Annotated in this window: 21 protein-coding genes and 1 riboswitch; of the genes, 15 read left to right on the top strand and 6 right to left on the bottom strand. The window is 60.8% G+C overall.

All coding sequences use genetic code 11. The features are described from left to right. Nucleotides 1-132: 132 nt before the first annotated feature. Nucleotides 133-349: riboswitch (cobalamin riboswitch) on the top strand. A gap of 118 nt (nucleotides 350-467) precedes the next feature. Genes EGT36_RS05750 through EGT36_RS05720 form a run of 7 tightly spaced genes read left to right on the top strand, consistent with a single transcriptional unit; the run spans nucleotide 468 to nucleotide 8,783 of the window. Beyond that, the gene (locus tag EGT36_RS05750; RefSeq protein ID WP_125270123.1) at nucleotides 468-893 is read left to right on the top strand and encodes a DUF1636 family protein; all 426 of its coding nucleotides are present in this window, start codon (nucleotides 468-470) and stop codon (nucleotides 891-893) included. Continuing rightward, complete coding sequence (gene cobW / locus EGT36_RS05745; RefSeq protein ID WP_006700272.1) at nucleotides 890-1,927, top strand: cobalamin biosynthesis protein CobW; 1,038 nt, start codon at nucleotides 890-892, stop codon at nucleotides 1,925-1,927. The genes EGT36_RS05750 and cobW overlap by 4 nt, the downstream gene beginning before the upstream one ends. A 2-nt stretch (nucleotides 1,928-1,929) precedes the next feature. After that, on the top strand, nucleotides 1,930-5,280 hold the full coding sequence (gene cobN, locus EGT36_RS05740; protein ID WP_037090082.1) for a cobaltochelatase subunit CobN: 3,351 nt from the start codon (nucleotides 1,930-1,932) through the stop codon (nucleotides 5,278-5,280). Next, nucleotides 5,280-6,632: a precorrin-3B synthase gene (gene cobG / locus EGT36_RS05735; RefSeq protein ID WP_037090083.1), complete on the top strand. Its 1,353-nt coding sequence runs from the start codon at nucleotides 5,280-5,282 to the stop codon at nucleotides 6,630-6,632. Before cobN ends, cobG begins: the two co-directional genes overlap by 1 nt. After that, complete coding sequence (locus EGT36_RS05730; RefSeq protein ID WP_006700275.1) at nucleotides 6,629-7,261, top strand: precorrin-8X methylmutase; 633 nt, start codon at nucleotides 6,629-6,631, stop codon at nucleotides 7,259-7,261. The genes cobG and EGT36_RS05730 overlap by 4 nt, the downstream gene beginning before the upstream one ends. Further along, nucleotides 7,258-8,025, top strand: coding sequence for a precorrin-2 C(20)-methyltransferase (locus tag EGT36_RS05725; protein ID WP_037090084.1), 768 nt, complete (start codon nucleotides 7,258-7,260; stop codon nucleotides 8,023-8,025). The genes EGT36_RS05730 and EGT36_RS05725 overlap by 4 nt, the downstream gene beginning before the upstream one ends. Further along, nucleotides 8,022-8,783 carry a precorrin-3B C(17)-methyltransferase gene (locus EGT36_RS05720; RefSeq protein WP_125270122.1) on the top strand — a complete coding sequence of 254 codons (762 nt, stop codon included), beginning with the start codon at nucleotides 8,022-8,024 and terminating at the stop codon, nucleotides 8,781-8,783. Before EGT36_RS05725 ends, EGT36_RS05720 begins: the two co-directional genes overlap by 4 nt. Here EGT36_RS05720 and EGT36_RS05715 read toward each other — a convergent pair. Continuing rightward, a complete protein-coding gene (locus EGT36_RS05715) occupies nucleotides 8,750-9,532 on the bottom strand; it encodes a cobalt-precorrin-6A reductase (RefSeq protein ID WP_037090085.1) in 783 nt (260 codons plus the stop codon). The genes EGT36_RS05720 and EGT36_RS05715 overlap by 34 nt on opposite strands. On the opposite strand from EGT36_RS05715, the gene EGT36_RS05710 reads away from it, so the two are divergent. From EGT36_RS05710 to cobM, 3 genes are read left to right on the top strand one after another with little or no spacing between them, the layout of a single operon-like run. Beyond that, on the top strand, nucleotides 9,531-10,790 hold the full coding sequence (locus EGT36_RS05710; RefSeq protein ID WP_037090087.1) for a bifunctional cobalt-precorrin-7 (C(5))-methyltransferase/cobalt-precorrin-6B (C(15))-methyltransferase: 1,260 nt from the start codon (nucleotides 9,531-9,533) through the stop codon (nucleotides 10,788-10,790). The genes EGT36_RS05715 and EGT36_RS05710 overlap by 2 nt on opposite strands. Further along, the gene (locus EGT36_RS05705) at nucleotides 10,784-11,206 is read left to right on the top strand and encodes a cobalamin biosynthesis protein (RefSeq protein WP_037090089.1); all 423 of its coding nucleotides are present in this window, start codon (nucleotides 10,784-10,786) and stop codon (nucleotides 11,204-11,206) included. Before EGT36_RS05710 ends, EGT36_RS05705 begins: the two co-directional genes overlap by 7 nt. After that, nucleotides 11,203-11,976, top strand: coding sequence for a precorrin-4 C(11)-methyltransferase (cobM, locus tag EGT36_RS05700; RefSeq protein ID WP_004444155.1), 774 nt, complete (start codon nucleotides 11,203-11,205; stop codon nucleotides 11,974-11,976). Before EGT36_RS05705 ends, cobM begins: the two co-directional genes overlap by 4 nt. Here the strand turns inward: cobM and EGT36_RS05695 are convergent. Further along, nucleotides 11,931-13,061, bottom strand: coding sequence for a cobalt-precorrin-5B (C(1))-methyltransferase (locus tag EGT36_RS05695; protein WP_037090092.1), 1,131 nt, complete (start codon nucleotides 13,059-13,061; stop codon nucleotides 11,931-11,933). The two genes, cobM and EGT36_RS05695, sit on opposite strands and share 46 nt — an antisense overlap. A gap of 57 nt (nucleotides 13,062-13,118) precedes the next feature. On the opposite strand from EGT36_RS05695, the gene cobA reads away from it, so the two are divergent. From cobA to EGT36_RS05680, 3 genes are all read left to right on the top strand, one after another. Beyond that, a complete protein-coding gene (gene cobA / locus EGT36_RS05690) occupies nucleotides 13,119-13,907 on the top strand; it encodes a uroporphyrinogen-III C-methyltransferase (protein ID WP_037090094.1) in 789 nt (262 codons plus the stop codon). Further along, nucleotides 13,904-15,220, top strand: a complete 1,317-nt coding sequence (locus tag EGT36_RS05685) for a cobyrinic acid a,c-diamide synthase CobB (protein WP_037090096.1) — start codon at nucleotides 13,904-13,906, stop codon at nucleotides 15,218-15,220. Before cobA ends, EGT36_RS05685 begins: the two co-directional genes overlap by 4 nt. Before the next feature lie 198 nt (nucleotides 15,221-15,418). Further along, nucleotides 15,419-16,666: a cytochrome-c peroxidase gene (locus EGT36_RS05680; RefSeq protein ID WP_037090098.1), complete on the top strand. Its 1,248-nt coding sequence runs from the start codon at nucleotides 15,419-15,421 to the stop codon at nucleotides 16,664-16,666. Here EGT36_RS05680 and leuB read toward each other — a convergent pair. The 3 genes from leuB to EGT36_RS05665 form a co-directional block, all read right to left on the bottom strand. Then, entirely contained in the window at nucleotides 16,647-17,759 is a 1,113-nt protein-coding gene (gene leuB, locus EGT36_RS05675; protein ID WP_125270121.1) for a 3-isopropylmalate dehydrogenase, read from the bottom strand. The two genes, EGT36_RS05680 and leuB, sit on opposite strands and share 20 nt — an antisense overlap. Before the next feature lie 270 nt (nucleotides 17,760-18,029). After that, nucleotides 18,030-18,635 (bottom strand): 3-isopropylmalate dehydratase small subunit, encoded by a 606-nt coding sequence (gene leuD / locus EGT36_RS05670; protein WP_006698323.1) that lies wholly within the window; start codon nucleotides 18,633-18,635, stop codon nucleotides 18,030-18,032. 161 nt (nucleotides 18,636-18,796) lie between these two features. Further along, a complete protein-coding gene (locus EGT36_RS05665) occupies nucleotides 18,797-19,027 on the bottom strand; it encodes a hypothetical protein (protein ID WP_006698322.1) in 231 nt (76 codons plus the stop codon). Nucleotides 19,028-19,137: 110 nt separating this feature from the next. Here EGT36_RS05665 and EGT36_RS05660 point away from each other — a divergent pair, with 110 nt between their 5' ends. Together EGT36_RS05660 and EGT36_RS05655 are read left to right on the top strand one after the other, a co-directional pair. Then, nucleotides 19,138-20,049, top strand: a complete 912-nt coding sequence (locus EGT36_RS05660) for an HpcH/HpaI aldolase/citrate lyase family protein (protein WP_125270120.1) — start codon at nucleotides 19,138-19,140, stop codon at nucleotides 20,047-20,049. Continuing rightward, nucleotides 20,046-20,252 (top strand): DUF1737 domain-containing protein, encoded by a 207-nt coding sequence (locus EGT36_RS05655; RefSeq protein WP_003505258.1) that lies wholly within the window; start codon nucleotides 20,046-20,048, stop codon nucleotides 20,250-20,252. Before EGT36_RS05660 ends, EGT36_RS05655 begins: the two co-directional genes overlap by 4 nt. Before the next feature lie 19 nt (nucleotides 20,253-20,271). Here EGT36_RS05655 and EGT36_RS05650 read toward each other — a convergent pair whose 3' ends face one another. Then, on the bottom strand, nucleotides 20,272-20,712 hold the full coding sequence (locus EGT36_RS05650; RefSeq protein WP_003520258.1) for a metallopeptidase family protein: 441 nt from the start codon (nucleotides 20,710-20,712) through the stop codon (nucleotides 20,272-20,274). Between the last annotated feature and the right edge of the window lie 74 nt (nucleotides 20,713-20,786).

Below are 20,786 nucleotides of genomic sequence, written 5' to 3'. Positions count from 1 at the left end.
CGCATATTCCTTCTTCACTCCAGCAGCCGGGAACTTATCCCTGCCCTTCGGAGCGGCGACTATACCCAATTTGCCGCACCCGGCAATGCGCGAGCCACGGGGGGCGGCATTGACCCCAAAGCCTGTTCGGCCTAAGGGTAAGGAACTGACGGTCTTTCCCCGGCAACGGGAAAAGCTAAGAGGGAACACGGTTCCACCCTGAAACGGGTCATTCCGTGGCTGCCCCCGCAACTGTAAGCGGCAAGCCCGCACCGTAAAGCCACTGGACCAGAGAGATGGTTCGGGAAGGCGGTGTCCGGGCGCTCATCGAGCCGCAAGCCAGGAGACCTGCCGCTTCAGGAAAAACGTCTACCGGGCGGGGTGCTCCGGTCAGTCGATAACGTCGAACAGCCGGTCTGTGCCTGTGCGCATACCGTTTTCGATATCCGCACCCCGAAGAATTTGACTTGGCGCGGGAACGATACGGTTTGGATATTTCAGCGACATCTTCATTTGCTGGTGGAAACGCGCAGGATGAAACGGCGTCCGGTGTGGTCGTTTTCGTTTGCCGAAGCTGTCGCGACGAAGCTGATCCCAGCGCCGAGCCACGTGCCGGTTCACGTCTTGCCGAGGCCGTCACCGCAGAGGCGGAAGCGTCCGGCATCGCGGTCGGTTCCGTCAATTGTCTCGCCAACTGCAAACGTGGCCTCAGTGCCGTGCTGCGCAGCGCCAATGGCTGGTCCTATGTGTTTGGTGGGCTGACACCCGACGATGCAGGGGACCTGCTGACCGGCGCGCGGCTTCTTTCTGCGTCTTCAGATGGCCTGATGCCCTGGCGCGGCCGCCCCGAACCATTAAAGCGCGGCATGGTGGCGCGCATTCCCCCATTCGATTTTACCGAGGAGAGATCATGAGTAACCATCTGGACCGCGTTCCCTGCACCATCGTCACCGGTTTTCTAGGGGCGGGAAAAACGACGCTGTTGCGTGGTCTTCTGGAAAAGCTGGACGGCAAGCGGCTCGCAATCATCGTCAATGAATTCGGCGATATCGGTATCGACGGCGAAATCCTGAAAGGCTGCGGCATTGAAAGCTGCCCGGAAGAAAACATCGTCGAACTGGCCAACGGCTGTATCTGCTGCACGGTGGCTGACGATTTCCAGCCCGCGATCGAACAAATTCTCAGCCGCCAGCCGAAGGTGGAGCATATCCTGATCGAGACCTCTGGTCTTGCCCTGCCTAAGCCGCTGGTCCAGGCTTTCCAATGGCCGGCCATCAAGAGCCGCGTGACCGTGGACGCCGTCGTGGCCGTGGTGGATGGCGCCGCCCTTGCTGAAGGAAAGGTCGCGCACGACATGGAGGCGCTCGCTGCTCAGCGGGCCAATGACGAGGCGCTTGATCACGATGATCCGGTTGAGGAAGTTTTCGAGGACCAGGTCGCCTGCGCCGATCTCATCGTTCTCACCAAGGCCGATCTCCTTGATGAAGCCGGTCTCGACAAGGCGAGGGCGCATGTGCTCGAACATCTGCCGAAGGCGGCGAAGATCGTTGTGGCCTCCAATGGCGCCATCGACCCCGCCGTGCTGATCGGTCTTGGTCTTGCCGTTGAAGAGGATATCGAAAACCGCCGCACCCACCATGACGGTGAACTCGACCATGAACACGACGATTTCGACAGCTTCGTCATCGACCTGCCGGCTGTGGCCGATCCGGAAGCACTGGCGGCGCGCATTGCCGAAACGGCTGCGGCTGAAAACGTCCTGCGCATCAAGGGCTTCGTCGAAGTTTCCGCCAAGCCCATGCGTCTGCAGGTGCAGGCGGTCGGAAGCCGGGTCAATCATTATTACGACCGCCCCTGGGCAGCGGGCGAGCAGCGCCGCAGCCGACTGGTCATTATCGGCGAAAAGGGCATCAATCGCGAAAAGATCGAACAGATGCTGGCCGCCTGACGATGCATATTCTTGCCACCACATCCTCGTCTCTTGACGATCTGATCGAGCCGGTTGACCTCAACCAGCCTCGATCGGATGTGGTGATGCTGTCGTTTTCGACAAGCGATCTTGCCGGGCTTGAGCAGGCGTGGCGACAGGCGGACAGTGTGCTCCCCAGCCTGTCCGCCGCAAACCTCGCCGAGCTTCGCCATCCCATGTCGGTTGACCTGTGGATCGAAAAGACGGCGGAGCATGCCACGGTCATCCTTGTCCGAATCCTCGGTGGAGCGGAACGCTGGCGTTATGGAGTTGATCAGCTTTCCAGCATGGCGCGCCGACGTGGCATAAAGCTTCTGCTTCTGCCCGGCGAATGCAGTGAAAGGGACGAAAAGCTCGAAGCGGCGTCGACCGTGGACACGCACATCCTGGCATCCGTCCTTTCCTTTTTCCGCGAAGGCGGAAGAGAGAATATGGGTCGCCTTGCCGGTGGCCTCGCCGCTCTGGCAAGAGATGACGCATGGCCGATGATAGAAGCTGAGCCATTGCCGAAAGCCGGCTTTTATCGGCCGGGGTTGGGGGTGTTAGGGCAAATGGAGGCCTGCTCTGGCTTCCCGGCTGCCGCGCCCGTTCTGCCTATTGTCTTTTATCGCTCCATGTTGCTGGCTGCGGATGCAGCGCCGGTGGATGCGCTCTTTCACGCGCTTTGCGAGCGCGGTTTCTCCCCGGTGCCGATTTTTGTCAGCGGCCTGAAGGATGGCGACGCCCTTCGCTTTCTCGAAAAGGCGCTGAGAGATATTCAGCCGGCTGCCATCCTTGCTGCGACGGCCTTTGCGAGTCAGAGCGATGCCGATGGCCATACGCTGTTCGATCGGCTTGGCGTTCCCGTTTTCCAGGTCGCAATGGCGACGACCCGCCGCGACGGCTGGGCGGCGAATGCGCGTGGACTAAACCCGTCCGATCTTGCCATGCATATTGTGCTGCCTGAACTGGATGGCCGGATTTTCGCAGGCGTGATTTCCTTCAAGCAGCCTCGGACCGATGGCGGTATCAGTCTCGTAAACATGCCGGAGGCGGATCGTGTCGAACAGGTGGCAAGCCGCATCGCGGCCTTCCTGCGTCTGAAAAATACCTCGCCGGAGGAGCGGCGCATTGTCGTTCTGATGCCGGATTATCCGGGTGCAGCCCCGGGGCGAACCGGTTATGCCGTTGGTCTGGATGTGCCGCAAAGCGTGCTCGAAATGCTGCGAGATCTTGCTGATGCCGGCTATTGCGTCGAAGATATTCCTGAAACAGCGAGGGCGCTGCTCGATCGCCTTGAGCAGCAGGAAGCGACGATCGACCTTGCGGACTATCGAGGTTTTCTTTCGGGTTTGCCTGATGATGCCGCGGCCTCCTTGAGTGCGACATGGGGAGCTGCGGAAAGTGATGAAGCTTTTGCCGATGGCGGGTTTCGTTTTCGCGTCGCGCGTTTCGGCCAGGTCTTCGTGGCGCTTGCGCCGGACAGGGGGCGCAATGAGGACCGCCGGGTTGACTATCACGATCCCGCCCTGCCTCCGCGCCACGCGCTTGTTGCCTTCGGCGCATGGATGCAGCGCGTCGCATCCGCCCATGCCATCGTGCATGTGGGCGCGCACGGTACGCTGGAATGGCTGCCGGGCAAGACAGTGGCGCTTTCCCGCAAGTGCTTTCCGGAAATTGTCACTGGTCCGCTGCCGGTGATTTATCCGTTTATCGTTTCCAATCCCGGTGAGGCGGCGGTGGCGAAACGGCGTATTGCAGCCGTCACCATCGGCCATATTCCGCCGGTGCTGGTTAATGCCGGGCTTTCGCCGGAACAACTGGCGCTTGAACAGCTGGTCGACGAATATGCGCAGGCCGATGGGCTCGATCGGCGACGTCGCGACCGGCTGGCGAAGCTGATCATTGAAAAAGCGCAGGAAACCGGGCTTGCAACCGAGGCCGGCGTGAATACGAAGGACGATGCCGACGCCGCCCTCTCACGCATCGACGCCTTTCTCTGTGATCTCAAGGATTTTGCGATCAAGGACGGCCAACACATTTTCGGCCGCTGCGCCCAAGGTGAGGCTGATCCTCTGAGACTTCAAAGCGCCCGGGCCGAGAAGGCGGCCTTGCTTGCCGCACTCGATGGCCGGCACGTTGCTCCCGGTCCTTCCGGCGCACCGGCACGGGGCCGGATCGATGTACTTCCCACGGGCCGCAATCTTTATGCAGCGGATCCGCGCACGATGCCGACGCCCACCGCTTTTGAACTCGGGCGCATGGCCGGCGAAGAGGTGCTCCGTCATCATCTGCAGAGCCACGGGGATTGGCCGAAACATCTGGTGTTCGATCTCTGGGGAAGTGCCAGTCTTCGCAACGGCGGCGAGGATGTGGCGCAGGCGCTGCACCTGATGGGAGCGCGGCCAATTTACGACGCCGGCACCGGCCGCGTTACCGGCATCGAGGTGCTGCCGCCGGCCAGCCTCGGCCGTCCACGCGTTGATGTCACGTTCCGCATTTCCGGTCTGTTTCGGGATATGTTTCCTGCGCTGATCGCGCTTCTCGATGCTGCCGCCAAGGCCGTGGCGCGGCGTGAAGAAGCGCCGGGCGACAATCCGCTTGCGGAAGAGGCGGTTCTGCTCGGTCATATACCACCGCGGATTTTCGGCTCTGCGCCCGGCACCTATGGTGCCGGTATTGAGGAGAAGCTCGCCAGCGGCAAATGGGACGAACGCGAGGAACTGGGTAAAGCCTACTTAGATGCGGCAAGTCACGCATTCGGAGGTGCGGACGGGCTGGAGATTTTCGAGGATGCCGGATTTGCGCAGGCGGTGCGCCGGGCTGATCTTCTGGTTCACACCGGCGATGATCCCGGCCGCGATCTTCTGGACGGTTCTTCCGATGTCGCTTTCATTGGCGGCTTTTCCGCTGCCAAGGCTGTATTTGGAGGCGTTGCCGATATCGTGGCGCTGGATACGACCGATCCGGCGCGCCCACGGGCAAGATCGATGACACAGGCCTTGACGCGGGTGGTGCGGGCCCGCGCCGTCAATCCGCGCTTCATCGAAGGCCAGATGCGACATGGTCCACGCGGTGCGGCGGAGTTTGCCGAGACGGTGGACCGGCTGGTCGGCTTTGCCGAAACCACCAATGCGGTGTCGTCATCGTTGATTGAAGCCCTTTACGATGCCTATTTCGGCAATGAAGCGGTGCGCGATTTCATCCTGCGCGAAAACCCGAAGGCAGCGCGGGTGATGGCGGAACGTTTCTTGTCCGCCCGCCGCCGCGGCCTGTGGCACAGTCGCCGAAACGCGGTGGATGCGGAGCTTGAAATGCTGCTTTTGCCCCGTCCGGAAAGGGTCGGCGCGTGATGACGGCCTTATTCAATCCCGTTCAGCCAGTCAGCCGCCGCGGCGCATGCCCGGCTCTCTCTGCACCCATGCCCACCGGCGATGGTCTCCTGTCACGGATCGCATTCGAAGAGGATATCACGCCCCTTGAGATGAAGAGGCTTTGCGATCTTTCGGATTTCCATGGCAATGGCTTGATGGACATTACCGCCCGGGGCAGCCTGCAATTTCGCGGTCTGTCGCCCGAGAGCGCGCGCTTTCTGGAAAAAGAGGTTCTGGCGCTTGGTCTACCGCTTCGCGATGGGCTGGCGGTTGAGGTGTCGCCCTTATCCGGTCGTGACGAGACGGAAATTGCCGATGGCCGTTCTCTTGCAGACGAGATTCGCCGGGAGGCAAAAGCGCCGGGACTTGCTGAAAAACTCGCCGCCAAAATGTCTGTGGTGATCGACGGTGGCGGATATGTCTCCATGGGAGATTTGCTCGCTGACATCCGCCTGAAAGCACAGCGTCTGGAAGGGCAGGTCTTCTGGCGCCTGTTTGTGGGCGGTCCGGAAAGCAGCTCAGTGGATGCGGGGCTGGTTGGCGCCGGCGCCGCAGCTGGTGTCGTCCTTGAATTGCTCGCGCTTCTGGCAAAAAAAGGTCCGCTCGCCCGCGGTCGCGATCTGGATCGGAAGATGATTGAAGCGATCTGTGGTGATCATCTGGTGGATCTGGCCGGAAGCGAGGCATCCCGGTCCCTCGTGCCTTTGGGTTTGATGGCCGCAGGCGGGGCCGGTTTTGCTGCAGGCGTCGCGCCTGCCTTCAGTCAGATCAAAGCCGCTGATATAGCGCGTCTCTGCGAAGCGGCCGCCGTGCTCGGTATTCAGTCTCTTCGGCCAGCGATAAATCATAGCCTGCTGTTTTTCGGTTCCCAGCGCGCGTGCGGCGCACTGCTTGCGAGTGCCGGAACATCGGGTTTCGTCACGGCTGCCGGCGACGGGCGATCTTCCATAGCAGTCTGTCCCGGCGCTCCCGGTTGCGCGTCGGCCTTTTATCCTACTCACGAACTGGCTTCCTTTGCGGCAGGCGCTTGCGCCCCGCTGCTCGACGGTTCCGTGACCCTGCATATTTCCGGATGTGGCAAAGGCTGCGCCCATCCCGCGCCGTCGCTTCTGACCTTTTCAGGTTCCGATAATGGCATGGCTTTTTCGATTTTTGGCCGCGCCGGCGATTTTCCGGACGGCATTTTACCCTTTGCACAACAAAGAGCGGCGCTTTCGCGGCTTGCCCGTCTTTATGAAAAAGAACATAAGCCCGGGGAAAACGCCGCTGGCCTGTTTGCCCGTCTGGGCAGGCAGGCAATTGTCGCGGCGCTTCGACAGGATGACCGATGACCGACTATGACTATATTCGCGATGGCAATGCGATCTATGAGCGCTCCTTCGCCATAATACGCGAGGAAGCGGATTTGTCCGCTTTTGCCGAAGATCAGGCGGACATCGCCATTCGCATGATTCATGCCTGCGGGCTGGTTGAGGCCGCCGCCCATTTCCGTTTCTCCCCGGATTTTGTCTCTGCCGCGCGTGGCGCACTCCTTGCGGGCAAGCCCATCCTTTGCGATGCGGAAATGGTCGCCCATGGTGTGACGCGCGCGCGCCTGCCAGCCGCCAATGCGGTCATCTGCACACTTCGTGATCCGCGCACGCCCGACATTGCGAGGTCCATCGGCAATACACGTTCGGCCGCCGCGCTTGATCTCTGGGCGGAGCACATGAACGGTGCTCTGGTGGCGATCGGCAACGCGCCAACAGCCCTGTTCTATCTTCTGGAGATGCTCGAAAAGGGCGCGCCTCGCCCCGCCGCCATCATCGGCATGCCGGTCGGTTTCGTCGGCGCAGCGGAATCGAAGGATGCGTTGGAAGTCAGTACGCTCGGCATTCCCTACGCCATCGTCAAGGGACGCATGGGCGGCTCGGCCATGACGGCTGCCGCCGTCAACGCGGTTGCGAGGGCGGGCCTGTGAGCGCGGCTCTTTTTGAACATCGTAAGGGGAAACTCGTCGGCGTCGGCACCGGTCCCGGCGATCCTGAACTGCTGACGCTGAAAGCGGTGCGTGCCATCGAGGCAGCCGACGTTCTGGCTTTCTTCTGCAAAAAGGGCAGTAGCGGCAACGGCCGTGGTATCGTCGAGGCCTTTATCCGTCCGGGCACGCTTGAAATGCCGTTGGTTTACCCCGTCACGGTTGAAAGCGACAAGAACGGTGAGGATTATCGCGATGCGATCGCCCGATTTTTCGATCAGTCGGCGAAGGACATTGCAGCACATCTCGAAGCCGGCAGGAATGTTGCCGTGCTCTCGGAAGGCGATCCGCTGTTCTATGGCTCCTATATGCATCTGCATCTGCGGCTTGCGCCGTCCTATCAGGCGGAAGTCGTAGCCGGCATCACCGCCATGTCCGGCTGTTGGTCCATGGCTGGGCTGCCGCTGGTGCAGGGAGACGATATTCTGAGCGTGCTTCCTGGAACGCTTGCAGAAGATGTTCTTTCTGACCGTCTTTCCGGCACGGACGGGGCGGTCATCATGAAAGTCGGGCGCAACCTGCCCAAAATCCGCCGTGCACTGGAAAAGGCCGGCAGGCTCGAACAGGCGCTTTATGTCGAGCGCGGCACCATGGCCAACAGCCATGCAGTGCGGCTCATCGAGCGGGATGCTTCGCCTGCACCCTACTTTTCGCTGGTTCTTGTACCTGGCTGGAAAACGAGGCCCGGCCCGGGTGAAGCACCATGACCGGCAAGCTCGTCGTCGTCGGACTGGGACCCGGTAATGCTGCACAGGCGACGCCGGAGGCGCTCGCCGCTGTCGCGGCATCCGACGATTTTTTCGGCTATATTCCTTATCTCGACCGGCTGTCGCTTGGTCCCCATCAGCGCCGTCATGCCTCCGATAATCGTGAGGAGATCTCCCGCGCTGAACAGGCTCTTCGGCTTGCGGCCGAAGGTGGCAGGGTCTGCGTGGTTTCCGGTGGTGATCCCGGTGTTTTCGCCATGGCGGCGGCCATCTGCGAGGCAATCGAAAATGGTCCATCCGAATGGCGCGATATCGATGTTTCCGTCGTGCCGGGCGTGACGGCGATGCTGGCGGTGGCGGCAAGAGCTGGTGCGCCGCTTGGGCATGATTTTTGCGCCATTTCACTGTCGGACAATCTCAAACCATGGGGAATCATCGAGAAACGACTGATCGCAGCGGCGCAGGCGGGTTTCGTGATGGCCTTCTATAATCCTGTCAGCAAGGCGCGGCCGCATCAGCTCGGCACGGCGTTTGACCTGTTGCGGGTGCATCTGCCCGGATCGGTGCCGGTGATCTTCGGCAGGGCGGCAGGCCGCCTGGATGAGCGCATACGGGTCGTGCCGCTATCGGAGGCGTCGAGCGACATGGCAGACATGGCGACCTGTGTCATTGTCGGTTCGGAAGAAACGCGTTTGATCGAACGTCCCGGAAAAGAACCGATCGTTTATTCGCCTCGTTTTTCGAAAAGAGAAAACTGATGGTGGATGGCGGTGAGCGCAGTCGCTATATCCGGCACCGTTACGCTTGTGGCGGCCGTGTCGTGCGACTGCCTCGGCCGCTCGATCATGATAACCGGCAGATGGAGTTGTCTGGCCGCTTCGATCTTGCCGTAACTTGCTGCGCCACCCGAGTTCTTCGATATCACGACCTCAATGCGGTTTTCTTCCAGCATACGGATTTCGTCCTCCGTTGCGAAAGGACCGCGTGCAGTGATGTAACGCGCATCCGGCAACTTCAGCGGCGGTTCCACGGGATCGACGCTGCGGATGAGATAGTTGTGCTGGGGCGCGGCCTCAAAAGGAAGAAGCTCCTGTCGACCGAGCGCCAGAAACACGCATCTGCCTTGGCCGCCAAGCGCGACGACCGCCTGATCGATGCTCTCGACACTTTGCCAGTTATCGCCCGGCTGACGCTGCCAGGCGGGACGCGAAAGCCTGATGAGCGGAACGCCGGCGCGCTTCGACGCCTCCACGGCATTGGCGGAAATTCTGGCGGCATAGGGATGGGTCGCATCCACCAGAATATCGAAATTCCCGGCGCGGATGAAATCCGCCAGCCCCGCCGCACCGCCGAAGCCGCCACTGCGCATGGGTACGGGCTGTTCCACCGGGGAGATCGTGCGGCCCGCCATGGAGAGCAGGACGCGATAGGTGGAATCTTCGCCCAGCCGGCCGGCCAGGAGGCGGGCATCGGTCGTGCCGCCAAGAATGAGTATGGAGCGTGTCATGACCTCTGAATATTCCGGAACGGGCAAGGCTTCCACCGAAAAGGAAGCAACGCGCTGGCTTTCCATCGTCGGCATCGGCGAGGACGGGCTTGACGGGCTCGGTAAAAATGCGCTGCGGGCAATCGAGGCCGCCGAAATTGTCTTTGGCGGCAAACGTCATCTGGACCTGGCAGCTGCGGCCATTCAGGGCGAGGCGCGGGCCTGGCCCGTGCCATTCGACGTGGAGATGAGGGACGTTCTGGCGCTGCGCGGCAGGAGGGTTTGCGTGCTGGCATCCGGTGATCCATTCTTCTACGGTGTGGGCGTCACGCTTCTGAGAAACGTCCCTGTCCGAGAGGTTGCATCGTATCCTTCGCCTTCGGCCTTTTCTCTCGCGGCTTCCCGGCTCGGCTGGCCGCTGCAATCGGTCGAGTGCGTTTCGCTGCACGGCCGACCCATCGACCTTTTGCGGCCGCATCTCCATCCCGGCACCCGCATCATAGCGCTGACGTCGGACGAGCGTGACCCGGCTTTGATCGCAAAATTGCTGTCTGCCTCCGGTTTCGGCCGGTCGGAATTCACTCTGCTCGAGGCTTTGGGAGGAGAACGGGAAAGATCGCACCGCGTCCCGGCGAGCGATTTCGCCGTTGAGGACGTCAATGCGCTGAATGTCGTGGCAATTGACGTTGTTGCGGATCAAGGCGCACGTGTCCTGCCCTTTGCGCACGGACTTGACGATGGCCTGTTCGAACATGACGGGCAGATCACCAAACGCGAAATCCGGGCTGTGACCCTGTCCTCGCTGGCGCCACGCCGCGGCGAACTGCTTTGGGATATCGGTGCGGGTTCCGGCTCGATCGGTATTGAATGGATGCTGTCGCACCCTTCGCTCCGCGCCATTGCCATAGAGCAGCACCCGGCAAGGGCGGAACGCATAACGTTTAATGCCGACGTCTGCGGTGTTCCCGGGCTTGAGGTCATGATCGGTTCCGCTCCCGACGCTTTTGAAGGGTTACCCCGTCCGGACGCAATCTTCATTGGCGGCGGCGGCAGTGAAGCGGGTGTATTCGATGGGGCCGTGGGGGCATTGAAATCCGGTGGGCGTCTGGTCGCCAATGCCGTGACGTTGGAAATGGAGGCAGTTCTGCTGGCCGCGCATGCGAGGCTCGGCGGTTCGATCGTAAGGCTGGATGTGTCGCGGGCGGCGGCTGTCGGTTCAATGTCGGGGTGGCGTCCGGCCATGCCGGTGACCCAGTGGAGCTGGGTGAAGCCATGGTGATCGTGGCTGGCATAGGCTGCCGCAAGGGAGCGACGGCGGGGATGATCATCGCTGCCTTGCGCGCTGCCGAGCAGGATTTTGGCGTCAAGGCCGACCGTCTGGCAACTGCGCCACTTAAATCGCGGGAAGCCGGCCTTGCGGAAGCGGCGAAAACCCTTTCCCTGTCGCTCGAAATCGTCGCGCAGCACCGGCTTGACGCGGTTATCTCGAAAACGCTGACGTTTTCACGCGCAAGTTTCGAGCGGTCCGGTTTGCCGAGCGTGAGCGAAACCGCGGCGCTTGCGGCAGTGGGAGAGAATGCAAGGCTGGTCGCGCCGCGGCTCGTACACGGCGATGTGACGGTGGCCATCGCAACCGCTGACGGTGCCGCCCCAGAGGATGGCGGCTGCGCGATCGAACATGGAGAACACGAATGACGGTTCATTTCATCGGTGCCGGTCCGGGCGCCGCCGATCTCATTACGGTGCGCGGGCGCGATCTTATCGCGGCGTGCCCGGTCTGCCTTTATGCCGGCTCGCTGGTTCCGAAGGCGCTGATCGACTATTGCCCGCCGGGCGCGCGTATTGTCGATACGGCCGCACTTTCGCTGGATGAGATCGAGGCGGAATTCATCGCGGCAGCAAGGGAAGGCAAGGACGTTGCACGGTTGCACTCCGGCGACCTTTCCGTCTGGAGCGCAATGGGCGAACAGATCCGCCGGCTGGAGCAGCTGGGGCTCGATTACAGCGTGACGCCCGGGGTTCCTTCCTTCGCCGCCGCCGCCGCCGCCTTGCAACGCGAACTGACGGTGCCGGAAGTGGCGCAGAGCCTTGTGCTGACGCGGATTTCCGGGCGTGCATCGAAGATGCCCGATGGTGAGACGCTGCAGGCTTTCGGCGCGACGGGCGCGACGCTTGCCATCCATCTTGCCATTCATGCCATCGGCAGGGTCGTGGAAGAATTGACGCCGCTTTATGGTTCCGATTGCCCCGTCGCCATTGTCGTGCGGGCGTCCTGGCCGGATGAGCGGGTCATTCGCGGTAGCCTGTTCGATATCGAAGGCAAGCTTGCGGCCGAGCCTGTCGAGCGCACGGCGCTGATCTTCGTCGGTCGTGGTTTGGCCTCGACGGATTTTCGTGAAAGCGCACTCTACAGTGCAGACTATGTACGCCGCTTCCGGTCTCCAAAGGAGGATGCGGCGGGCTGATGCGACGGGGTGGAGGCGGTGCGTCCCTTCAACGCGCCCTGACGATCGAAAACCAGGATATCCAGTGCTATGGCCGGCGTCCTCAGCGCCGCCGCGGCGGTCACCCAGGCTTTTTCAGCAACGATCGCGCCAAGATCGATAGCGTTGCGATCGGCCAGCTGGAAGGCATGGGCGACGGTGTTGGCGCTGCGAATGGCGTCAGCGAGTTCCCCATCGCCACCTGCCTCCCCTGCCAGCGCCGCCAGCGCATCGAGATCGGCAAGACCTTTTTTGGAGTGCACGTCGAGCATCCCCTGGGCGAGCTTCGTCATCTTGGCGACGCCACCAGCAATCGTTACCCGTTCGACCGGGTGGCTGCGCAGATATTTCAACATGCCGCCGATGAAATCCCCCATGTCGATCAACGCGGTCTCGGGCAGTTCATACAGCGCCTGTCCCGCTTTTTCAGAGGTGTTCCCGGTAGCGCCGAGCACGTGAGTGCAGCCGGTCGCACGCGCCACGTCAATGCCTCGCCAGATGGAGTGGATCCAGGCCGAGCAGGAAAAAGGGATAACGACGCCCGTGGTGCCGAGAATGGAGATACCCCCGAGAATGCCGAGTCTGCCGTTGAGGGTTTTTTCCGCAAGTTTCTCGCCGTCTCGAACGGAAATTTCAACTTCAAAATCAGTCTCCGCACCAGCCACCTCGTGAATGGCGGTTTCGATCATCTTGCGTGGCACGGGATTGATGGCGGGTTCTCCTGGCGGCAGGGGCAGTCCGGGCCGCGTGACGGTGCCGACGCCCGTGCCGGCCTTGAAGGTGATACCGCTTCCCGGCTGACCGCGCCGCACCGTGCTTTCGATCAGTGCGCCGTGGGTAACATCAGGGTCATCGCCCGCATCCTTGATGACACCTGCGCGGGCGAAGTTTTCACCCTTTTCCTCGGTCGCGAGGGAAAATGCGGGCCTCGCGCCGCTTGGAAGTTCGACCTCGACAGGGTAAGGAAACTCGCCGGTGAGAAGGGCGGCGCAGGCCGCCTTCGTGGCGGCTGCCGCGCAGGTGCCCGTGGTCCAGCCGCGGCGAAGGGTCTTTCCATCCGTTTCCATATGAATTCCTATAGCCGGGACGGCTTTTTCCGTCATCGTTAAAAAGCAGCCAAGAGAATGTCGATACCGCAGATTTTGAACAGTATTGCCGCAAAAAGTCCGGCCTTCGAAGCGGGGCACGTCTGGCTCGCGGGCGCAGGGCCGGGCGATGTGCGTTATCTGACGCTCGAAGTGGCGCTGGCACTCTCCCAGGCCGAGATCATCGTGCGTGATGCGCTGGTGAGTGACGATGTCGTGGCGCTCGGTCCCCAGGCGGAGATCGTCTTTGCCGGCAAGCGCGGTGGCAAGCCCTCTGCGACGCAGGACGATATTACCGCCTCGCTGATCGATTTCGCCCGGCAGGGAAAAAAGGTGCTGCGGCTGAAGGGCGGCGATCCCTTCATTTTTGGCCGTGGCGGCGAAGAAGCGGAGGCGCTGGTCCGTGCCGGCGTTCCGTTTCGCATATTGCCGGGCATGACATCTTCGCTGGCGGCGCTGGCTTCTGCGCGTATTCCAGCCACGATGCGTGGGATCAGTCGCGCCGTGACGCTCGCCACCGGTCATGCGGCTGGCACGGAGGAGGACCTGGACTGGCTGGCGCTGGCAAAAACACAGGAGCCCGTCGTCGTTTATATGGGTCTGAAGAATATCGGCGCAATTGCAAAGCTTCTGATGCAGGGCGGACGTGCGGCGACGACGCCGGTCGCTGTCATCATGTCGGCGACAACTGAACAAGAGCGCATCTTTATTAGCAAGCTGGAAAGTATAGCCGGCGATGCAATGCGGGAAAATTTCGAAGCGCCGGCCTTGATCGTCATCGGAGAGATTGTGTCGATGCGCGAGCGGCTGGGAGTTTCGCAGGCATGACGGCGCGGGCGATCATCATCGGCGCAGCGCGCTCGGGATCCGGCAAGACCAGCGTGACTATCGGCCTGCTGCGGGCTTTCGCCAGACGCGGTATCAAGGTACGCGGCATCAAGACGGGACCCGATTACATAGACCCGGGTTTCCATGCCTTCGCCACCGGCTCATCAGGTCTTAATCTGGATAGCTGGGCAATGAGGCCAGAGCTGCTGCGGCACCTGTTTTCACAGCACACGCAGGATGCCGATCTCATTCTGATCGAGAGCGCGATGGGCCTGTTCGACGGCATTCCGGTGGCGGAAAACCGTACCGGTTCGGCTGCGGATCTGGCACGGCTATTCGGCATTCCCGTGCTGCTGGTCCTCGATGTGTCCGGTCAGTCGCAGACCGCCGCCGCGGTTGCTCACGGTTTTGCCCATTACGATCCCGCCGTAACCATGGCGGCGGTGGTGCTGAACCGGGCCGGCAGCGAAAGGCACAGGCTCCTGTGTACGGAAGCCATCGAAAAAATCGGATTGCCGGTTGCCGGATGCGTGCTGCGCGATCCCTCCCTCATCCTGCCGGAACGTCACCTGGGTCTCGTGCAGGCGAGCGAACATCCGGAAATCGATGCACATATTGAAAGGCTCGCGGACGCGATGGAAAAATCCATCGATCTCGATGCCGTGTTGTCACTTGCTGCACCGGTCGAGCTGCCTCCGGGTTCGAAAGCAGCAGCCATCGCGCCGCCCGGCCAGCGCATTGCGCTGGCGGAAGATGCAGCTTTTACCTTCCTTTACCCGCATCTCAAGAAGCACTGGCATGCATCCGGCGCCGAAATCGTGCGTTTTTCTCCGCTCGCCGATGAGGCTCCGGATGGGCGCTGTGATATCTGCTGGCTGCCCGGCGGGTATCCCGAGCTTTTTGCCGGAAAACTCGCGAATGCCGCTGTTTTCAAGGCCGGCATCACCCGCTTTGCCGCGACAAAGCCCGTGCATGGCGAGTGCGGCGGTTACATGGTGATGGGGGCGGCGCTGGAGGATGCCGATGGGGTGACCCATGCCATGACAGGTCTGTTGTCGCATGCCACCAGCTTTGCCACGCGCAAGATGAGTCTCGGCTACCGGCAGGCAACAATTGCGGTGAATGGTCCGCTCGGATCGGCAGGGGAAGTTCTGCGCGGCCATGAATTCCATTATGCCCGGGTCATCGACCCCGGCCAAGACGCGCCTTTTGCTGAGATAGCCGACGGGCAGGGTCGCCCGCTCGGGCCATCGGGCGGCAGGCGAGGCCTCGTTTCGGGCACGTTTTTCCACGCCATTGCCCGGGGCGGTTGATCCCCGTGCGGCAAAGTGGAGCAAGCTGTGAAAGTTTGTAGGCTCCGACCGTGAGAAAGTGTTATAGGGTCCTCTCAGAGGGCATGGAAAGACGGAAATACTTCCGGCGCTCCATGTTCCGTGAAGTCCGGGCCGGAAGCCGTTCTGTCTGCCGCGGCCCGGATCTGCTATCGCGCATTTATCTCGACGTGCCTACCGATGACGAAACCCGGATTTTTTCTCTCCGCCGCTCTGGCTGCATCCGTTCTGCTCGCTCCTTTCGGTGTCGGGTTCGATGGCGTGGCTGCTCATGGCGGCGAAGATTATGCGACGCTGGAAAAGCTCGGTGCGGCGCTCTTTGACGATCCCAATCTTTCCATGAACCGGACGATGGCCTGTTCCACCTGCCATATGCAGGCGGCCGGTTTTTCCGATGGACGGGAAAACGATAAGGTTGGGCGCGATGTTTCGCTCGGCGATGACGGTTTCTCACTGGGCGACCGCAACGCGCCGACCGCGGCCTACGCCCGGTTCTCACCGCCTTTCGGCAGGAATGCGGCGGGAGAGTATGTGGGTGGCCAGTTCTGGGACGGCCGCGCCTCGCTGCTGGAGGATCAGGCAGGTGGACCGCCGCTCAACCCCGTCGAAATGGGTATGCCGGACAAGCCCTCGGTCGTGAAGCGACTCAAGGAGAATCCGGATTATGTCGCGGCGTTCGGCACGCAGTTCGGCAAGGATGTTTTTGAGAACGACGACACCGCCTATGCCGCAATGACGAAGGCGCTGGCGAGCTTTGAGCGATCGGACGAGTTCTCGACCTTCGATTCCAGATATGACCGCTTCCTGCGTGGCGAGGAAAAGCTGACTGATCAGGAAGAGCTGGGGCGGGTTCTTATCTCCTCGACGCAATTCACCAATTGCAATACCTGCCACGAAATCCGGGGCGCCAAGGGTCTGGAAGACGGCCTCTTCACCAACCACAAATATTTCAACATCGGTGTGCCCGCCAATACACCTGTCCGGGCCGTAAATGGCTCGAAGCCGGGCGCAGTCGATCTCGGTCTTGCGCAGAATCCGATCGTCGCCGGTGATCCGGCTGAGCGCGGCAAATTCAAGGTGCCGACGCTGCGCAACGTCGCCGTGACCGGCCCCTACATGCACAATGGCGTGTTCAAGGATCTGCGCACGGTCGTGCTGTTTTACGTGAAATATAAGAGCAAGAAGCCGAGCCGTCAGATCAATCCTGAAACCGGCAGAGCCTGGGACGCGCCTGAGGTGCCTGAGAATATCGCCATGGCGGAACTGACATCAGCGCCGGCGCTGGACGACAAGCGGGTCGACGCCATTGTCGCGTTTCTGAAGACACTGACCGACAGGCGCTACGAGCATCTTCTTACGAAGGAAAACGGGCAGACGGCTATGCCGCCTGCCCAGCCTGTATCAAGCCTTACGCCGAAAGCGCCTTGAATTCGGCAAGAACCGCATCACCCATTTCGGACGTGCCGACCTGGCGGCTGCCTTCTGCCATGATGTCGGCGGTGCGGATGCCCTGGTCGAGCACGTTTGCAATCGCTGTCTCGAGTTTCGTCGCCTCATCCACCATGTTGAATGAGTAGCGAAGGCACATGGCGAAGGACGCGATCATGGCGATGGGGTTGGCGATGCCCTTGCCGGCAATGTCAGGCGCCGAGCCGTGGACCGGCTCGTACATAGCCTTGTGTTTGCCGGTCTTGGCGTCCGGTGCGCCAAGCGAGGCAGAAGGCAGCATGCCAAGCGAGCCAGTGAGCATGGCGGCGACGTCGGAAAGCATGTCGCCGAAGAGATTGTCGGTGACGATAACGTCGAACTGCTTGGGTTTGCGCACCAGCTGCATGCCGCCGGCATCCGCCAGCATATGCTCCAGCTGAACATCCCTGTACTTTGCAGCATGGGTTTCGGTGACCACCTGGTTCCACAGCACGCCCGACTTCATCACGTTGCGCTTTTCCATCGAGCAGACGCGGTTGTCGCGGGTGCGGGCCAGCTCGAAAGCGACACTCGCGATACGCTCGATCTCGAAGGTGTCATAGATCTGGGTGTCGATACCGCGCTTCTGGCCGTTGCCGAGGTCGATGATCTGCTTTGGTTCACCGAAATAAACGCCGCCCGTCAGCTCGCGAACGATGAGGATATCGAGACCTTCGACAAGTTCCGGCTTCAGGGAGGAAGCGGCGGCGAGTGCCGGGTAGCAGATGGCGGGGCGCAGATTGGCGAAAAGTTCAAGATCCTTGCGCAGGCGAAGAAGGCCGGCTTCCGGGCGATGCTCATAGGGAACGCCATCCCATTTCGGGCCGCCGACGGCGCCGAACAGGATAGCATCGGCGGCGAGCGCCTTTTCCATGTCCGCATCGGAAATCGCAACACCGTGGGCGTCATAGGCGGAACCCCCAACCAAGCCTTCGGAGACTGTGAAACCGGCACCTTCAGCGCTGTTCATATAGTCGATCAGCTTGCGGACTTCGGCCATGGCCTCAGGGCCGATACCATCACCGGGCAGAAGGAAAAGCGAACGAACTGTCATAGGAACCCTCCTTGGGCGGCGCGCCGGAAAACATCCAGAAGGGTTTTCGATGGCGGCGAGCACGGCGTCAAACTCGTTCCGTCCTGCATCTGCAAGGTCTTATTGCAGCCAGACGGGATCGGGGGCTTCTTATCTCTGCCTCAGGGGCTTTTCAAGCAAAGCAAAAGCCGATCCGGTACGGTTTTGTACGGGATCGGCTTTTTAGTCTTTTACCTTGACGCATTTTCCTGACGGGCCCGCTTGTGCGAATGCCCGACGTAGAAAGTGGGATCAGGCCCAGGGCCGCGCGGAGGCGTTGGTCTTTTCGAAGGTATCGATTGCGCCGCGATGTTCCAGCGTCAGGCCAATATCGTCGAGGCCATTCAGCATGCAGTGACGCTTGAACTCATCGATTTCAAAACTGATCGTACCGCCGTCGGGACCGCTGATCTCCTGACGTTCAAGATCGATGGAAAGAACGGCGTTTGATCCGCGCGATGCGTCGTCCAGCAGCTTTTCCAGGTTCTCGGGGCTGACGACAACCGGAAGAATGCCGTTCTTGAAACAGTTATTGTAAAAAATATCCGCAAAGCTGGTGGAGATCACGCAGCGGATGCCAAAATCGAGCAGCGCCCAGGGTGCGTGTTCGCGCGATGAGCCGCAGCCGAAATTATCGCCGGCGACGAGGATCTGGGCGTTCTGGTAGGCGGGCTTGTTCAGCACGAAATCGGGATTGGGCGAACCGTCTTCGAGATACCGGGATTCAGCAAAAAGGCCCTTGCCAAGACCGGTGCGTTTGATGGTCTTCAGATAATCTTTCGGAATGATCATATCGGTGTCGATATTGACGACCGGCATTGGCGCGGCAACGCCTGTCAGCTTGGTGAATTTTTCCATCTGTCGCTTCCCGTGTTTCCCTGAACAAAATCTGGCGCTGGCTAAAGCCGGCCGGAGTTAACTGGGGAAATACTGCAAAAAGGGTCGCTTTAGAAGCACAAACCCGCATTCATCGGTACGCCTTGCGCGCACCGCCGGTGCTTTTTCCGAATTCATCGACCTCAGAGATCGATAATCGTACCCTTGCCGTCGTTCCAGACGCGCATGTCGCGCTGGCTGCGGGGCTTCACAGGGATCGGAGCCGGCTTCAGACGCGCGGACAGGAGGCGGGCTGCGCTAAGAACCGCGAGCACGCCAATGAAAGCGACCGTAAGCGACGCCGTGAAAAGAGCGGCCATGGCCAGAATTGCAATGCCGGATGCGGCGATGAAAAACGAACGTATGCCTTGCATGATCCAAACCTTTCTTTCCAGACGAATGTGGGCCTTCTTCTTCCGGCTTGCAAGAGGATTCAGTGGATTGTCAGCTTGCAGATGTCACAAAAGCTTGACACAAGTGCGGCATGGTCAGTTTTTCCGAAAATATTCCTGTCCGACCGCGCCGTTCGCTGCTTTCTGTCCCCGCGATCAACGTCCGGGCGCTGGAAAAGATTCGCGATCTCGACTGTGACGGGGTGATCCTCGATCTGGAAGATTCGGTAGCGCCCGACATGAAGGGCAAGGCGCGGGAGAATCTGAAAACCTTGTTTTCGGAAGCCCCTTTTTTCGGCGGCGAGACCATTATTCGCATCAATCCCCTCTCCACACCTGAGGGGAAGGCGGATCTGCAGCTTGTTCTTTCCTGTCGGCCGAACGCAGTCCTGCTGCCGAAGGTGGAACAGCCGGCGGATATCAATGACGTGGCTGATCTTCTGGCCGAAGCAGATGCGCCCGAAGCCCTGAAAATCTGGGCGATGATCGAGACGCCGCTCGGTGTCCTGAACGCCGCCTCGATTGCAGACGCGGCCCACACGCCGGATGCACGGCTGGCGGCTTTTGTCATCGGGCTGAACGACCTCCGCAAGGAAACGCGCGTTCCAGCGCTGACAGACCGCATGTATCTCGTACCCTGGATGATGCAGGTTGTGCTTGCCGCCCGTGCGTACCGTCTGGAAGTCATCGACAGCGTTTCAAACGACTTTCGTGACATCGAGGCCTTCGAAGCTGAATGCGAACAGGGGCGCGCCATGGGGTTCGATGGCAAGATGTTGATCCATCCTGCTCAGATCGAGCCGGCTAACCGGCGTTTCGCCCCGGACGAGACTGCGGTCGCGGAAGCGCGTGAGATCATTGCGGCTTTCGCAAAACCGGAATATGCGAAATTAAATGTCATCAACATGAATGGTCGGATGATAGAACGGCTGCATGTAAACCAGGCCGAAAGGCTGGTCGCCATGGCCGATATCATCGCGCAAAGAAAGGTAAAAACGACGTGAAGGTCTATCGTTTCATCACCGGACCGGACGACGCGAAATTCTGTCACCGGGTTACCGAGGCGCTGAACAAAGGCTGGGAACTCGCGGGTTCGCCAAGCTATGCCTTTAATGCGGCAAGTGGCGTCATGCATTGCGGCCAGGCCGTGACCAAGGTGGTCGAGGGCAAGGAATACCATCCCGACATGAAGCTCGGCGAGCAGTAAGCAGTCATGGCCGCCCCGATCAGCGATCGGCGGCGGCCTCGTCGGCGCTTTCTTCAATCCGCTCCATGTCGTCATCAGACAGGCCGAAATGATGGCCAATCTCGTGGATGAGGACATGAGTGATGATATCACCCAGCGTTTCCTCGTTCTCGGCCCAGTAGTCTAGAATGGGACGTCGATAAAGCGTGATACGGTTTACCATCTCGCCCGTTTCCATGGTGAAACGTTCGGAGATGCCCCGGCCCTCGAAAAGCCCCAGGAGATCGAAAGGCGTTTCGAGCGCCATGTCTTCGAAGACATCGTCGGTCGGGAAATCGGCGATCTCGATGATGAGATCTTTCGTCAGTGCGCGAAATTCTTCCGGCAGGTGGCCATAGGCCTCGATCGCAAGCGATTCGAAGGCGGAAAGTGTCGGCGCATGGCGGTCCCGCCAATCGTCGGTCTGGTCTATGCGGGCCATTTCTGCTCCTTGTTGGAAGGCCCATATAAACACTTGCTGGGCAAATTTCGAGACCTGACTGCCGCGCCTGCCGA

It is taken from the genome of Agrobacterium sp. FDAARGOS_525, from assembly GCF_003938925.1.
Lineage (GTDB): Bacteria > Pseudomonadota > Alphaproteobacteria > Rhizobiales > Rhizobiaceae > Agrobacterium > Agrobacterium pusense.
The sequence above is the reverse complement of the archived record's forward strand: the minus strand, read 5'-3'. Positions and strand labels throughout refer to the sequence as shown.

What these genes read in the sequence shown, in the direction of transcription:
- cobW (WP_006700272.1), top strand. Translation starts at nt 890, where the DNA reads ATGAGTAACCATCTGGACCGCGTTCCCTGCACCATCGTCACCGGTTTT.
- cobN (WP_037090082.1), top strand. Translation starts at nt 1,930, where the DNA reads ATGCATATTCTTGCCACCACATCCTCGTCTCTTGACGATCTGATCGAG.
- cobG (WP_037090083.1), top strand. Translation starts at nt 5,280, where the DNA reads ATGACGGCCTTATTCAATCCCGTTCAGCCAGTCAGCCGCCGCGGCGCA.
- EGT36_RS05730 (WP_006700275.1), top strand. Translation starts at nt 6,629, where the DNA reads ATGACCGACTATGACTATATTCGCGATGGCAATGCGATCTATGAGCGC.
- EGT36_RS05720 (WP_125270122.1), top strand. Translation starts at nt 8,022, where the DNA reads ATGACCGGCAAGCTCGTCGTCGTCGGACTGGGACCCGGTAATGCTGCA.
- EGT36_RS05710 (WP_037090087.1), top strand. Translation starts at nt 9,531, where the DNA reads ATGACCTCTGAATATTCCGGAACGGGCAAGGCTTCCACCGAAAAGGAA.
- EGT36_RS05715 (WP_037090085.1), bottom strand. Translation starts at nt 9,532, where the DNA reads ATGACACGCTCCATACTCATTCTTGGCGGCACGACCGATGCCCGCCTC.
- EGT36_RS05705 (WP_037090089.1), top strand. Translation starts at nt 10,784, where the DNA reads ATGGTGATCGTGGCTGGCATAGGCTGCCGCAAGGGAGCGACGGCGGGG.
- cobM (WP_004444155.1), top strand. Translation starts at nt 11,203, where the DNA reads ATGACGGTTCATTTCATCGGTGCCGGTCCGGGCGCCGCCGATCTCATT.
- EGT36_RS05695 (WP_037090092.1), bottom strand. Translation starts at nt 13,061, where the DNA reads ATGGAAACGGATGGAAAGACCCTTCGCCGCGGCTGGACCACGGGCACC.
- cobA (WP_037090094.1), top strand. Translation starts at nt 13,119, where the DNA reads ATGTCGATACCGCAGATTTTGAACAGTATTGCCGCAAAAAGTCCGGCC.
- EGT36_RS05685 (WP_037090096.1), top strand. Translation starts at nt 13,904, where the DNA reads ATGACGGCGCGGGCGATCATCATCGGCGCAGCGCGCTCGGGATCCGGC.
- EGT36_RS05680 (WP_037090098.1), top strand. Translation starts at nt 15,419, where the DNA reads ATGACGAAACCCGGATTTTTTCTCTCCGCCGCTCTGGCTGCATCCGTT.
- leuB (WP_125270121.1), bottom strand. Translation starts at nt 17,759, where the DNA reads ATGACAGTTCGTTCGCTTTTCCTTCTGCCCGGTGATGGTATCGGCCCT.
- leuD (WP_006698323.1), bottom strand. Translation starts at nt 18,635, where the DNA reads ATGGAAAAATTCACCAAGCTGACAGGCGTTGCCGCGCCAATGCCGGTC.
- EGT36_RS05665 (WP_006698322.1), bottom strand. Translation starts at nt 19,027, where the DNA reads ATGCAAGGCATACGTTCGTTTTTCATCGCCGCATCCGGCATTGCAATT.
- EGT36_RS05660 (WP_125270120.1), top strand. Translation starts at nt 19,138, where the DNA reads ATGGTCAGTTTTTCCGAAAATATTCCTGTCCGACCGCGCCGTTCGCTG.
- EGT36_RS05650 (WP_003520258.1), bottom strand. Translation starts at nt 20,712, where the DNA reads ATGGCCCGCATAGACCAGACCGACGATTGGCGGGACCGCCATGCGCCG.